The following is a 13,752-nucleotide window of genomic DNA, read 5'->3' as shown; positions in this document are numbered from 1 at the left end:
CAGGCGCGCTCGGGGCGGCATCCTCGACGTTGTGAATGCCGAAAGCTGGTCCTGCTGCTACGTGCTGTTGGAGAACCGGACGCCTGCGGAGGTGGCGGCACTGCTGGGCGGTCACCTGTCCGACGTCTTCAGATCGGAACGGGAGGCCGCCGCCGAGTCGGCGCCCTACCCGTCGGTGGGGCCCGCCGCAGTGGGCTGGACGGTGCTGATCGATCCGCACTTCTCCCTCGGTGACTCCGACGCGCAGCTGGGGCGATGGTCGGTGGCGGGTCGGGTGGTGCGGCTGGAAGTGATCGAGCGGGAGTTGTTCAGCCACGCCCTGGTCTGCGCCGACGGGGTCGTCGCGTGGGAGGTGTCCTTCGAGGGCGAACTCGACGAGCGCCCCCTCGCGAGCGAGAGGTTGCCGTACGACCTGGAGCAGTTGGCGGCGACGATCGGCCCGGACGGGGATGCCGAGACGTGGTACCGCGTGCCGATAGCGGCGGCACAGCTGGTGACCGGCTGGGACCTGGGCTGGGAGGAGGCGGGCCCCTACCGCTCCTACAGGGAGATCGTTCCGGACCGGGCCGGTCGGTCTGCCGATGTGCCTTAGGGTGCGCGCCGACCAGAAGGATGCCGAGGGCGGGCTGCTTGCCTTGCCGGCCGTGTGCCGATCAAGCAGTTTGCGCAGCGGCGGCCGTCCATCTGCTCGGGCGGTGCCGATTCTCCGAGTGGTGGCCCGGCTCGGCCCGGTGTGATCAGCGATCGGGCCCGGCCTAGGGCCGCAGGTGGAAGGAGTTGCGGCGAGGAAGCCGGGCGGCGTCCACGTAGCTCGGCGGGATGAACTCGGGCCGCCGGTCGTGGCCGACCCGGACCTGCCAGTCGTCGTGGTGGACGACGCGGTGGTGGTGCCCGCACAGGAGCACGGCGTTGTCGAGGTCGGTGGGACCGCCGTCGGCCCAGTGCCGAATGTGGTGCCCCTGGCACCAGCGAGGCGGTCGGTCGCAGCCAGGAAAGGCGCAGCCCTGGTCGCGGAGGACGAGCGCTCGGCGCAGGGCCCCGTTGATGAGTCGGCGGGTCCGGCCGAGGTCGAGAAGCTGCCCGTCGCCGCCGAGCACCGCGGGAATGACCTGGGCGTCGCAGGCTATGCGCCGGACGGTCTCAGGAGTGAGCGTCGTGCCGTTGTCGAGCAGCCCTGCTCCGGTGCGTTGCGCGAGGTCGTCGTAGTCGACGGTGATCACGAGCTGAGGACGGTCGCCGCCGTTGTCGGGCAGTTCGCCCGAGGCGAGCACACGGCGGCAGATCTCGGTGAGGGCGTCGGCCCGCCGTTGACCCGCGGTGCGCATGTCCCGAGCGCTTTCAGGCGCGCGGTGCCCGGCGGCGTTTGAGCCTTCGACGGGGTCGCTGTCGCTCGCGATGGCACCGCCGAGGGTGACGTGGGCGCGGGTGTGGTCGACAGCACCAGGGCGGGAGAGGGGGTCGAGGGCGGCGGTGACCACGGCGGCGGCTTCGGTGTCGAGCCAGCCGGTCAGGCGCACCCGCCCGCTGCGGTCGGCGACAAGGGTCAGCGTGCGGGTGGCGTAAGCGCGTTCCTCCTGCGCGGCCAGTGTCTCGCGTTCGTGCCCCTCAGCGGTGTCGGGGGCGACGTGGGTGAGAATGCGCTCGCCGAAGCGGCGGAGCACGGACGGTTCGAACTGGGCCGCGAATCCGATCAGCGCGGTCTCGGCCTTCGCTGCGGTCTCCAGGCCCACCTCGGAGGGAAGCGCGGCGATAGCCTGAGCGATGACAGCGGCCTGCTCGGTGTTGACGGTTCCGGCGGCGAGGGCGTCGGCGGTGGTGGGGAGGCGGTCCAGCGCGCGGGCGAGTTCCACGGTCTGCTTGGCCGTGCGTATGCCGATGCGCCAGTGTTCACGCAGCCAGACCGCGGTGCTGGAGGCACCGTGGGCGACGGGGACCGCACGGGCGTCGAGTTCGCGGACCAGCGACAGTTCCACCGCCGCCAGGCGTTCCCGCAACGCTCGTACCGAGTCGAGCGAGGTGATCAGCTCGACGTCGGTCAGGGGCCACACAGGCGAGTCGACGCAAGCGGCGACCGATCGCCCCGCCTGCGCCAATGCCTCCCGCATGGCTCCATTTTAGAACCGGTGTACGACAAAAATCCACGAAGTTGATCGATCAACAGATGGCTTTGGTGGCGACCGCCAGAGGCGAGCTGTTCGATCATCCCGGCACTCTATGGCACGTCGGCCGAGGTGGCGGACCCGTGCCGGCCGCGCCTGCGGCGGAGGGCGAAGCCGATCCAGGAGGTCAGCACTACCAGCCCGGCCAGCACCTGCAGCGGCACGGTGAACCGTTCGGGGTAGACCACGCCGGTCAGGTACGTGTCGATGAAGCCGCGGGACAGGCCCTGCTCACCGGCTTCGCGGCGGGCCCAGTCCTCGACGTAGGTCAGGGGGCAGTCGAGGCCGAGGACGACCGTGGCGAAACCCCAGCCGGCGGCGATCAGGTGCGGCCAGATCAGCCACGGCCGCCACCAGGCCAGGAAACCGCCCGCGACGACGTACGCGAGGAACGCGAAGTGCACCACCATGGTCAGCCCGGCGAGCCACTGATAGGCCATGCTCCATTATCTGCCGCTAGGATCGCTCTCGGCGGCAGGGAGGAACTCGGGGAAGAGCCGAGACGGTCCCGCCACTGTGACCGGGGAGCCCGTCCCCACCCCGTCGGAGAGATCCGAGGCCACCGCAAGGGAAGGCCCGGGGCCGGGCGTCGATCCGGGAGTCAGGAGACTCCGGCCGCCGCATCGACTCTGCTACCGGGGCGCGGACCCCGACAGGAGGTACGCGGCCATGACGGCTGTCCAAGGTCTGCTGCTGTCCACTGCGGACACCGAGCTGCTCGCCGCCCGGGCGTCGGGTGCGCCCTGGCGCATCGGCAACCCGGCCCGGCTCGACGCCGGTGACGTCCCCGAGTTGCTGCGGGGCGTCGGCTTCGCGGTGGTGCGCCTGCTCGGCGGCCGCCGCACCTGGCCGGATGGGCTCGACGCGGTGCTCGCCGGCGGGCTGCCGGTGGTGGTGCTGGGCGGGGAGGCGCTGCCCGACGCCGCGCTGCAGGCCGAGTCGACCGTGCCCGCCGGGGTGGCCGGGGAGGCGCTGGCGTACCTGGTCGAGGGCGGTGCGGACAACCTGCGCGAGCTGCACCGGTTCCTGTCGGACACGCTGCTGATGACCGGCGAGGGCTTCGAGGCGCCGCGGGCCACGCCGGAGTTCGGCGTGCGCCCCGGCCCGGCGCACGAGGCCGGGCGGCCGACCGTCGGGATCGTCTACTACCGCGCGCACGAGCTGGCCGGGAACACGGCGTTCGTGGACACCCTCGCCGGGGCGCTGCACGACGCGGGCGCGAACGCGCTGCCGGTGTACTGCGGTTCGCTGCGCGGGGTGTCGGACGGGCTGCTTGACCTGCTGCGGGGCTGCGACGCGCTGATCGTGACGGTGCTGGCGGCGGGCGGCACCACCCCGGCGGACGCGAGCGGCGGCGGGGACGACGAGGCATGGTCGGTGGCGGCGCTGTCCGAGCTGGACGTGCCGGTGCTGCAGGCGCTGTGCCTGACCTCGTCGCGGGCGGTGTGGCAGGACTCGGACGCGGCGCTGAGCCCGATGGACGCGGCGATGCAGGTGGCGATCCCGGAGTTCGACGGCCGCCTGATCACGGTGCCGTTCTCGTTCAAGGAGCCGGGCCCGGACGGCATCGGCGTGTACGCCGCCGACCCGGAGCGGGCGGCCCGGGTCGCGGGCATCGCGGTGCGCCAGGCGAGGCTGCGGCACGTGCCGAACGAGCACAAGAAGCTTGCGATCGTGCTGTCCAGCTACCCGACGCGGCACTCGCGGGTCGGCAACGCGGTCGGTCTGGACACCCCGGCCAGCGCGGTGGTGCTGCTGCGGGCGCTGCGCGAGGCGGGGTACGACCTGGGCGACGGCGCGCCTCTGGCGCCATGTCACAGCCCGGAGGACGGGGACGCGCTGATCCATGCGCTGATCGCGGCGGGTGGGCACGACGTGGAGTGGCTGACCGAGGAGCAGCTCGCGGCGGCCCCGGCCCGGGTCCCGCTGAACGATTACACCCGATGGTTCGCCACGCTGCCCGCGAGCCTGCGCGACGGCATCGTCGCCGCGTGGGGCGAGCCGCCGGGCGAGCTGTACGTGGACCGGGGCGAGATCGTGCTGGCGGCGCTGCGCTTCGGCAACGTGCTGCTGATGATCCAACCCCCGCGCGGCTTCGGGGAGAACCCGGTCGCCATCTACCACGACCCGGACCTCGCGCCGAGCCACCACTACCTGGCCGCGTACCGGTGGCTGGACCAGGAGTTCGGCGCGGACGCGGTGGTGCACCTGGGCAAGCACGGCACCCTGGAGTGGCTGCCGGGCAAGGGGCTGGGCCTGTCCCGCGAGTGCGCGCCGGACGCGGTGCTCGGTGACATTCCGCTGGTGTACCCGTTCATCGTCAACGACCCGGGCGAGGGCACCCAGGCCAAGCGGCGCGGGCACGCGGTGATCGTGGACCACCTGGTGCCGCCGATGGCCCGCGCGGAGACGTACGGCGAGATGGCGAAACTGGAGCAGATGCTCGACGAGTACGCCACCGTGCAGGCCCTCGACCCGACGAAACTGCCCGCGGTGCGCGCCCAGATCTGGACCCTGATCCAGGCCGCCCAGCTCCACCACGACCTGCACCAGGCCGACATGCCGGGCGAGGACGACTTCGACGACTTCATCCTGCACGTCGACGGCTACCTGTGCGAGGTCAAGGACTCGCAGATCCGCGACGGCCTGCACGTCCTCGGCGGCGCGCCGGAAGGCGAGGCGCGGATCAACCTGGTGCTCGCGGTGCTGCGCGCCAACCAGGTGTGGGGCGGCGTGCGTGGGGCGCTGCCGGGACTGCGGGCGGCACTGTGCCGCCGGTACGGGCTGGACGAGCGTGCCCTGCTGGCCGAGCCGGGTGCCGTGGCGGCCGTGCCCGCGGACCTGACCGACGTCGCCGACGGCCCGGCCCGCACCGGCGCGGACGCCGTCGACCTGATCGAGGGCGTGGCCCGGCGGCTGGTGATCGGCAACGAGACGCTGGGCTGGGAGCCGTCGAAGGTCCCGGCGGTCGTCGCCGAGGTGCTGGGCGGCCCGGACGACGCCGTGGAGGCGGTGCTGCACTTCGCCGCGACCGAGGTGGTGCCGCGGCTGGACGCGACCGTGGACGAGGTGACCGCGGTGCTGAAGGCGCTCGACGGGCGCTACGTCGCGGCGGGGCCGTCCGGCTCGCCGACCCGTGGCCTGGTCAACGTGCTGCCGACCGGGCGCAACTTCTACTCCGTCGACCCGAAGGCGATCCCGTCGCGCAACGCGTGGGACGTCGGGGTGGCACTGGCGGACTCGCTGCTGGCCCGGCACCGGCAGGACACCGGCGAGTGGCCGCGCACGGTCGGGCTGACGGTGTGGGGCACGTCGGCGATGCGCACCCAGGGCGACGACATCGCCGAGGTGCTGGCCCTGCTGGGTTGCCGCCCGACCTGGGACGACGCGTCGCGGCGGGTGACCGGGTTCGCGGTGGTGCCGCCGGCCGAGCTGGGCCGGCCGCGAGTGGACGTGACGGTGCGCATCTCCGGCTTCTTCCGGGACGCGTTCCCGCACGCGGTCGCGCTGATCGACGACGCGGTGCGGGCGGTGGCCGAGCTGGACGAGGCCGACGAGGACAACTTCGTGCGCGCGCACGCCCGCGCCGACGAGGCCGAGCACGGCGACCGGCGGCGGGCCACCACCCGCATCTTCGGTTCCAAGCCGGGGGCGTACGGGGCCGGCCTGCTCCCGCTCATCGACGCCCGGAACTGGCGCGACGACAAGGACCTGGCCGAGGTGTACGCGGTCTGGGGCGGCTACGCGTACGGCCGCGACCTGGACGGCAGGGCCGCCCGCGAGGACCTGGAACGGGTCTACCGCCGGGTCAGCGTCGCCGCGAAGAACGTGGACACCCGTGAGCACGACATCGTCGACTCCGACGACTACTTCCAGTACCACGGCGGCATGATCGCGATGGTGCGCTCGCTGACCGGGGCTTCGCCGACCGCGGTCATCGGCGACTCGCACCTGCCCGACAGCGTGAAGACGCGCACCCTGGGCGAGGAGACCAAGCGCGTGTTCCGGGCCCGGGTGGTCAACCCGCGCTGGATCGCCGCGATGCGCCGGCACGGCTACAAGGGCGCGTTCGAGCTGGCCGCGACCGTGGACTACCTGTTCGGCTACGACGCCACGGCCGGGGTCGTCGACGACTGGATGTACGAGAAGCTGGCGGCGGCGTACGTCTTCGACCCGGAGGTCCGCGAGTTCCTGGAGCGGTCCAATCCGTGGGCGCTGCGCGGCATCAGCGAACGCCTCATCGAGGCCGCCGACCGGGGCCTGTGGGCCGAGCCCGATCCGGCCACGCTGGACGCGCTGCTCCAGGCCTATCTGGAGGCGGAGGGCAGCCTGGAGGGCTGATCCGGCGGTGGCGCGGCGTTCGGGCGATCGGGCGATTCTCCGCAGATCTTGAGGTCGTTATGGTGACGCCCTCATGTTCTGCAACGGGGAGTGATCGTCGTGGCCAAATCCGGCTCGAATCCGATCGCGAACGCCGTGGTGTTCGGGGTCATCGGGCTCCTGGGCATCGGCCTCGCGGTCTGGCTGTCCACCAGCGTCAAGTGCGGCCCGGACACCATGGGTCCTGCGGACAAGTGCATCGAGTCCACCGACTCCGGCACCCGCTGGCTCACCTACCAGGAGGTGCAGGAGGGCCAGCAGCGCCAGGGCCTGCTCTTCGGTGGCATCGGCGCGGTGTTCCTGCTCGGCGCGGCCGGCACGCTCGTGTTCGGCGCCCGCAACCGCAGGCGGCAGCACGAGGAGTCGGCCGCCGCCGAGGCGTGGACGAGGGCGGTCTGACCCATGTCGGTGAACGCCAAGCCGGGCACTGTGACCGTGCCCGCAGACGTGGCCGTGGCGGCGGCGTCGCGCGGGCTGGGCAACCCCGGGGTGAGCTATCCGGCGCAGACGCCGAAGATGCCGCTGATCGGCCTGGGCGTGCTCCTGCTGCTGTGGGTGGCGCTGTCCGTGATCATGGTGCTGGCCGCCAACGGCTCGCCGACGCTGTACGAGGACGGCCCGCTGGCCATGGCGATGCCGTTCATCGTGCTCGCGGTGGTCAACGCGCTCGGCTTCCTGGTGGTGCTGCTGCGCAGCCCGCTCGTGTCGGCCAAGGCGCGGCGGCTCCAGGTGCACGTGTTCGACCAGGGCTGGGTGCGGGTGCGCCGCAAGGGCATCGAGGTCTACCGCTGGGACGAGGTGCAGGCGCTGTACGCGTCGGTCGCCGAGAACACCAGCGGCGGCATCCGCCAGACCGCCTACCACTACCGGATCACGTTCCACGACGGCCGGCAGGTCAGCATGCGCAACTTCGCCACCGACATGGCGCGCTTCGGCCCCCTGCTCCAGCAGGCGGTGGCGCAGACCCAGCTGCCCCGGGCGATGGCCTACTTCGACCAGGGCAACCCGGTGGGCTTCGGCGACTTCACGGTGACCGACGACGGCGTGGCCACCCGCAAGGGCAAGCTCGTGCCGTGGTCGCAGCTCGGCGGCGTCAAGGTCGAGTTCGGCCTGGTGGGCCTCGTCGACGAGCAGGGCAAGCGGGTGTCCCCGCAGACGGCGATCGGCCAGATCCCCAACGCGATGACGTTCCTGCTCATGATGCAGACCATCTTCAAGAAGATCGCCTGATTCGGGGGAGGAGAGCCATGGTAAAGCCCAAGACCGGTGTCGTCATCGGCGCGTCCGTGCTGGCCGTGATCGGCGTGGTCTTCTTCGTCGTCGCCGCGTTCAGCTCCGGTGGCGGGGTGAGCTGCGACGGCAAGGCGATGCGGCCGGGTGACGTGTGCCTAGAGGTGGCCGAGGACGGCCGCAAGACCTATCACACGTACGACGAGGTCAAGGCCGAGCAGGAGGCGCGCCGTCCGGTCCTGCTCGTCGTCCTGGGCGGGTTCGGCGGGTTGTTCGTGCTGGCCGCGGGTGGATTCCTGGTGGCGGGCTCGCGGGAGAACAAGAAGGATCAGGCGCAGATCGAGGCCGCGGCGGCGTGGATGCGGGTGGGCTGACATGACTTTGCTGGTGGAATCCGCGCTCGGGCTCGCCCCGGACGTCACCGTCGCGGCCTCGATGCGCAACCTCGGTGAGCACCGCGAGAGCTACCCGGCGGTCACCCCCAAGCCGCTGCTGCTCGCCTCGGGCATGTTCGCGGTGCTGTTCGGGGTGCTCGCCGGTGGCGCGACCTGGGGCGCGATCGTCGGCGACCCGGCGGTCTGGATCGCCGCCATCATCCTCTGGTCACTCGCCACGCCCTGCCTGCTGGGCTTCCTGTGGGTGCTGCTGCGCAGCCCGGCGGTGTCGAAACGGGCCCGGCAGTTCCGGGTGCACGTGTTCGAGCACGGCTGGGTGTGGGCCCGCCGCAGCGGCACGGAGGCGTACCGCTGGGACGAGGTGCAGGCGCTGTTCGCCAACCTGGCCGTCTTCACCGCGGAGGTCAGCAGCAGGACGCCCTACGGCATCCGGATCGCCATGGTCGACGGCCGCCGGATGGAGATCTGGCAGGTGCACGTCGACATGGCGCGGTTCGGCCCGCTGCTGACAGCACGCGTGGCGCAGGCGCAGCTGCCCAAGGCGATGGCGTACTTCGACAAGGGCAACCCGGTCACCTTCGGCGATCTGACGATCACCGACGACGGCGTGGCCTTCCAAGGCTTTCTGACGCCCTGGTCGGACATCGGCGGCGTCGAGATCGACCACGTCGACCAGAGTTACCTGTCGCTGGTGGACCCGCAGGGCGAGCCGCGGGGCGCGCGGGTGAACTTCGGCCTGATGGCGAACGGGTACACGTTCGTGCTGATGGTCGAGGCGATCCTCGCTAAACTGCGCGGCGTCGGCCGGTAACGTCGACCGTCAGCCGCCGAGCTGCTTGAGGTAGGAGTGCTCGCTGGCGAAGGGCTGATAGCCGAGCCAGTCGTTGACCGCGATCATCGGCGCGTTGGTGTAGTCGTTGCAGGTGATCGCGGTGTGGATGCCCGCCTGCGCGGCCCGGTGCAGGGCGACCGCCTTGGCGATCTTCGCCAGGCCCCGGCCGCGGTACTCGCGCAGCGTGCAGGTGCCGGTGGAGATGCCCTTGCCGAGTTCGAGGTTGGCCTCCATGAACGTGGCGCTGGCGGGCACCCCGTCGACGAGCACCATCGTGCCGACGTCGAGCTGCTGGTCGGGGCTGTTCCAGTAGCGGGCCAGCCAGGTGTCGAACGGGATGCCGTCGAAGGACATGTCGCCGGGCTCGTCGACGGAGGCGGCCTGGTCCAGGTCGTACACCGCCTGCGGGCCGGCCTCGCGGAGGCTGACCGCCGTCACGCCGGACGGCAGGGGCGGCACGGGCGGCAGGTGGGCGGTGTCCAGCCGGGCGTAGCGGTCGTGGGCGCCCCGCGTGTAACCACGTGCCTCGGCCCAGTGCTGGTCGGCGGCGTCGTCGGTGGCGAAGGTGCGCACCCGGCGGGCACCGATGGCGCGCAGGTGCTCCTCGACGCGGTCGTGCAGCGCGGTGCCCACGCCCCGGCCGCGATGCTCGGGATGTACCTCTACCTGCAGGTAGCTCGCGCCCGGCTCGGCGGTGGAGATGTTGAACCCGCCGACGGCACAGCCCACGACCTGCCCGTCGCGCGCAGCCAGCAGCCGCAGCAGCCGGGCCTCGGGGCGGCTGGTGCGCCACCACACCTCCTGCTGCGCCACGCTGGAGATGAACCACGGGAAGGCGGCGTAGCGGATGCGCGCCTGCTCCGGCACGTCCTCGATGGTCATCTCGCGGATCAGCAGCTCACTCGTCACGGTCCCTGTCTAGCAGGGGCGGCAAGCGAATTACCGGTGGCGCCCGCGCCGTTGCGGGCGCCACCGGGGGTCTGTGTCGGGGCCGCTCGGTGTCATCCCTGCGCTGCGCTCCGGGATGACACCGATTAAGGCCGCGTAAGCGGACCGCCCATGAGCACAGGGGGTCTCTACAGGGTCAGCGTCCAGGTGTTGACGTAGCCGACGTCACCGGAGGCCGCGTCCTGCACCCGCAGCCGCCAGGTGCCGTTGGCCGCCTCGGTGGACAGGTTCACGGTGTAGGTGGTGTCGATGTTGTCGGTGCTGCCGCCCGACCGGTTGTGCAGCGTGTACGCGCTGCCGTCCGGTGCGAGCAGCGACACCACCAGGTCGCCCTTGTACGTGTGCACGATGTGCACCTCGGCCGTCGACGTCGACGACGCGTTGCGGTTGCAGCCCGCGATGGTGATGTCGCTGTACACCGTGGCCACGTCGACGATGGTCACGTCGTTCGGATTGGCGCCGGTGCAGCCGGGCGCGCCGTTCACGGTCAGGGTGTAGCTGACGGTCCGGGTGGCCCCGCTGCCCGTGCCGATCACCGTGACCGCGTAGCTGCCCGCCGGGGTCGACGCGCTGGTGGCGATCGTCAGCGTCGACGATCCGCCGGCGGTGACCGAGGCCGGGCTGAACGTGGCTGTCGCGCCCGCGGGCAGGCCGCTCGCGGTCAGGTTCACGGTCTGCGCGACGCCGTTGGTGACCGCGGTGCTGATGGTCGAGGTCAGCGAGCCGCCCGGGTTGACCGAGCCGAAGGCGGGCGAGGCCGCGATCGAGAAGTCGTTCGCCGCGGTGCAGTACTGGGCCTGCTTGTTGATGGCCCGGTACGGGCAGTCGGCGTACTCGGACAGCAGCAGCACGGCGCTCTTGTTGCGGGAGGTCTGCGCCGCGATGACCTCGTCCGGCGGGTAGAAGCCAGGGCTGGACGACTTCGGGTACATCTCGAAGGTGTACGTCCAGATGCGCTGGTCGCCCCAGAGCCAGTCGGTGATGTCGCCGTCGGTGACGTACAGGTCGCTGCCCTGTTCGGGGGTGTAGGAGTTGGTCGCCGCCATCTGCTGGCCGATGGTGGCGAACGTGTTGCGCTCGTCGGTGGTCATGCCCGGGTTCACGGTGTCGGCGGTGGTGTACCCGAACGGCCACAGGATCAGCTCGCCGTACGTGTGGAAGTCGATGTTCGCCTTGATCTGCTGCACACCGCCGACGCGGCGGGACAGCACGAAGTCGCGCAGCACCGACGCCTCAGGGGTGGAGAACGCCGACGGGCCGCGGTAGGTCTCCGACGACGGGCTGCCCGAGGAGCCGCCGCAGCAGCCCCACTTGTAGCCGAAGTTGCGGTTGATGTCGGTGCCGACCGCCGAGCTGCCCGAGTTCGGCTGGCGGTTCTTGCGCCAGGAGCGGTAGGAGCCGGTGGCGATGTCGTACTCGCCGCCGTCGGGGTTGAGGTCCGGCACGATCCAGATCTCGCGCGAGTCGACCACGGCCTTGACCCGGCTGTCGGTGGCGTACGCGTCGGTGAACAGGTTGGCCAGGTAGAGCGCCATCTCGACGGTGAGGTGCTCGCGGGCGTGCAGGTGCGCGTTGAACAGGATCTCGGGCTCGTTCTCGTCGGTGGCGACGTTGTCGGAGATCTTCAGCGCGACGATCTGGCGGCCCTCGTACGAGGTGCCGATGACGGACTTGCGGACCAGCGTCGGGTGGTCGGCGACGATCTGGTTGATCTCGGTGTTCATCTCGGCGTAGTTGTGGAAGCCGCCGTCGGCCGACGGGAAGTCGAGCGGGACCGCGTTCGGCCCGGTGACCCGCGAGGACGGCGGGGGCAGCAGCTCCAGGCCGAAGCCCAGGCGGCGGATGCGGTCGGCCTCGGTCGTGTTCGCGGTGATGTAGATCTTGCCGTGCTCGATCAGGTCGATCGCCGCTCCGGTGCGGGCGACCGCGTCGCGGTCGGCGAAGGTCTGCGGGCCGGTGACCAGGTACTGCTGGGAGCCGGCGAGGGTGAAGTCGTCGGCGGGCGCGCCACCGGCCGGGCCGGGCACGGTGAGGGCCACGCCGGTGACCAGGGTGGTGAGGACGAGCGCGAGTCTGCGCACGGGTTACCTCCGAGGGGGTCGGTGGAGGCGGGTCGGGAGCAGGCCCGGCTCCGCTGGTCGCGGAGCCGGGCCCGGGGATGGTGCGACGGACTCAGAGGGTGAGCGTCCAGGAGTTGATGTAGCCGGTGTCGATCGAGGCGGCGTCGCGGGCGCGCAGGCGCCAGGTGCCGTTCTTGACCTCGGAGGACAGGTTCACCGTGTAGATGGTGTCGATGTTGTCGGTGCTGCCGCCCGACCGGTTGTGCAGGTTGTACACCGAGCCGTCCGGTGCGACGAGGTCCACGATCAGGTCACCCTTGTACGTGTGCACGATGTGCACCTCTACCTTGGACGACGAACCGGCGTTGCCCGTGCAGCCGGAGATCGTGATGTTGCTGTACACCCCGGTGCTGTTGTTGTCCGGGATGCTCACGTCGGTGCCGTTGGTGGCCGCGGCGCAGCTGCCGACCGGGTTGACCGTCCAGGTGAACGAGGCCGTGCCGGTCTTGCTCGCGCTGTCGGTCGCGGTGACGGTCACGGTGTAGGTGCCCGCGGTGGTCGGCGTGCCGGTGATCTGGCCGGTCGAGGCGCTGATCGAGGTGCCGGCCGGCAGGCCGCTGGCCGACCAGCTGTACGGCGCGGTGCCGCCCGAGGCGGTGCTGTTCAGGGTGACGGCGGTGCCGACGACGGTCGACTGGTTGCCGGGGCCGGTGACGGAGACGCCGCCCGGGGCCCCGCCGAGGGAGACCGCCGCGTTGTAGATGTCGGTCGCGAAGTAGCGGACCTCGGTGTACACGCCCGGGTTCTGCGGGCGGGCGCAGCCGATGCCCCAGCTCACGATGCCGACCTGGATCCACTCGTTGGAGGCGTTCTTCTTGACCATCGGGCCGCCGGAGTCGCCCTGGCACGTGTCGACGCCGCCGGAGCTCCAGTTGCCCGCGCAGATCTCCTCGTTGAAGACCAGGCCGGAGTAGTCGCCGCCGGCGCTCTGGCACTGCGTGTCGGTGATGAACGGGACCTGCGCCTTGAGCAGGTAACGCTGCTGGCCGCCGCCCTCGGTGGCCGCGCCCCAGCCCATCACGTCGAAGTTGCCGCTGTGCAGCGACGTGTCCGTGGCGATCTTCAGCAGCGGGGCCGTGGTGATCGGGCTGGACAGGCGGATCAGCGCCCAGTCCTTGCCGGTGCCGTTGTAGCCCGGGGCGCGGTACACGTAGTTCGAGGTGCGGGTGGTGCGGGTCGGGTCCTGCAGGTCGACGACGCCCCAGGTGGCCGTGATCGAGGTGTTGTTGCCGGTCGCGCCGACGCAGTGGGCGGCGGTCAGCACCAGGCTCTGGGTGTACATCGCGCCGCCGCAGCCCATGGACAGGCGCACCATCCACGGGAACTCGCCCTGCGCGGCCCGGGTCCCGCCGACGACCTGAGGCGTGATCGTGCCGTCCGGGCTCGGCGCGGCCTGCGCCGGGACGGCGGCCGAGCCCAGGGCGAGCATGGCGCCGGCCAGCGCGATGGCGCCGGCGCGCAGCGCCGTTCGTAGTGAATTCCGCACAGGATCCTCCCAAGGTCCACCCGGCGCCGAGCGCTTCTGGCGCCGGATCGCCGGAGAGTTTCCCTGGAAGCTAGCGGAAGACAACGATACATAGCAATATCGAAGTTAATTGTTACGTGCTGATGTCGGGCCCGCCGGGGCGTGACACATGCCTCCGTACGGGCGACCCGCTTTGACGCGGCGCACCGCGTCCGTCACGATG

General features: G+C 71.3%; 11 protein-coding genes and 1 riboswitch. Of the genes, 6 read left to right on the top strand and 5 right to left on the bottom strand.

The window, feature by feature from the left end:
- Positions 1–31: 31 nt before the first annotated feature.
- Positions 32–592, top strand: coding sequence for a hypothetical protein (locus AB0B35_RS02510; RefSeq protein ID WP_361039771.1), 561 nt, complete (start codon positions 32–34; stop codon positions 590–592).
- A 163-nt stretch (positions 593–755) separates the two neighbouring features.
- Here the strand turns inward: AB0B35_RS02510 and AB0B35_RS02505 are convergent, their stop codons facing one another.
- Positions 756–2,105: a DUF222 domain-containing protein gene (locus tag AB0B35_RS02505; RefSeq protein ID WP_361039768.1), complete on the bottom strand. Its 1,350-nt coding sequence runs from the start codon at positions 2,103–2,105 to the stop codon at positions 756–758.
- Between the two features lie 107 nt (positions 2,106–2,212).
- Positions 2,213–2,599 carry a DUF2784 domain-containing protein gene (locus AB0B35_RS02500; RefSeq protein WP_361039766.1) on the bottom strand — a complete coding sequence of 129 codons (387 nt, stop codon included), beginning with the start codon at positions 2,597–2,599 and terminating at the stop codon, positions 2,213–2,215.
- Position 2,600: 1 nt separating this feature from the next.
- Positions 2,601–2,790: riboswitch (cobalamin riboswitch) on the top strand.
- A 38-nt stretch (positions 2,791–2,828) separates the two neighbouring features.
- Between AB0B35_RS02500 and cobN the strand changes: the two genes are divergently transcribed.
- The 5 genes from cobN (at position 2,829) to AB0B35_RS02475 (ending at position 8,975) form a co-directional block, all read left to right on the top strand.
- A complete protein-coding gene (gene cobN / locus AB0B35_RS02495) occupies positions 2,829–6,500 on the top strand; it encodes a cobaltochelatase subunit CobN (protein ID WP_361039763.1) in 3,672 nt (1,223 codons plus the stop codon).
- 99 nt (positions 6,501–6,599) lie between these two features.
- Positions 6,600–6,938: a hypothetical protein gene (locus AB0B35_RS02490; protein WP_361039761.1), complete on the top strand. Its 339-nt coding sequence runs from the start codon at positions 6,600–6,602 to the stop codon at positions 6,936–6,938.
- A gap of 30 nt (positions 6,939–6,968) precedes the next feature.
- Positions 6,969–7,769, top strand: coding sequence for a DUF6585 family protein (locus tag AB0B35_RS02485; RefSeq protein WP_361039758.1), 801 nt, complete (start codon positions 6,969–6,971; stop codon positions 7,767–7,769).
- A 17-nt stretch (positions 7,770–7,786) separates the two neighbouring features.
- Positions 7,787–8,143: a hypothetical protein gene (locus tag AB0B35_RS02480; protein WP_361039755.1), complete on the top strand. Its 357-nt coding sequence runs from the start codon at positions 7,787–7,789 to the stop codon at positions 8,141–8,143.
- A gap of 1 nt (position 8,144) precedes the next feature.
- On the top strand, positions 8,145–8,975 hold the full coding sequence (locus AB0B35_RS02475) for a DUF6585 family protein (RefSeq protein WP_361039753.1): 831 nt from the start codon (positions 8,145–8,147) through the stop codon (positions 8,973–8,975).
- A gap of 9 nt (positions 8,976–8,984) precedes the next feature.
- Here AB0B35_RS02475 and AB0B35_RS02470 read toward each other — a convergent pair whose 3' ends face one another.
- The 3 genes from AB0B35_RS02470 to AB0B35_RS02460 form a co-directional block, all read right to left on the bottom strand.
- On the bottom strand, positions 8,985–9,905 hold the full coding sequence (locus AB0B35_RS02470; protein ID WP_361039750.1) for a GNAT family N-acetyltransferase: 921 nt from the start codon (positions 9,903–9,905) through the stop codon (positions 8,985–8,987).
- Between the two features lie 167 nt (positions 9,906–10,072).
- Positions 10,073–11,971 carry a M14 family zinc carboxypeptidase gene (locus AB0B35_RS02465; protein WP_361040261.1) on the bottom strand — a complete coding sequence of 633 codons (1,899 nt, stop codon included), beginning with the start codon at positions 11,969–11,971 and terminating at the stop codon, positions 10,073–10,075.
- Between the two features lie 145 nt (positions 11,972–12,116).
- Positions 12,117–13,550: a trypsin-like serine protease gene (locus AB0B35_RS02460; protein ID WP_361039747.1), complete on the bottom strand. Its 1,434-nt coding sequence runs from the start codon at positions 13,548–13,550 to the stop codon at positions 12,117–12,119.
- Positions 13,551–13,752 lie beyond the last annotated feature (202 nt).

Source organism: Catellatospora sp. NPDC049133, from assembly GCF_040648455.1.
Lineage (GTDB): Bacteria > Actinomycetota > Actinomycetes > Mycobacteriales > Micromonosporaceae > Catellatospora > Catellatospora aurea.
Note: the sequence above shows the minus strand (reverse complement) of the source record. Positions and strands in the feature narration are given on the sequence as shown.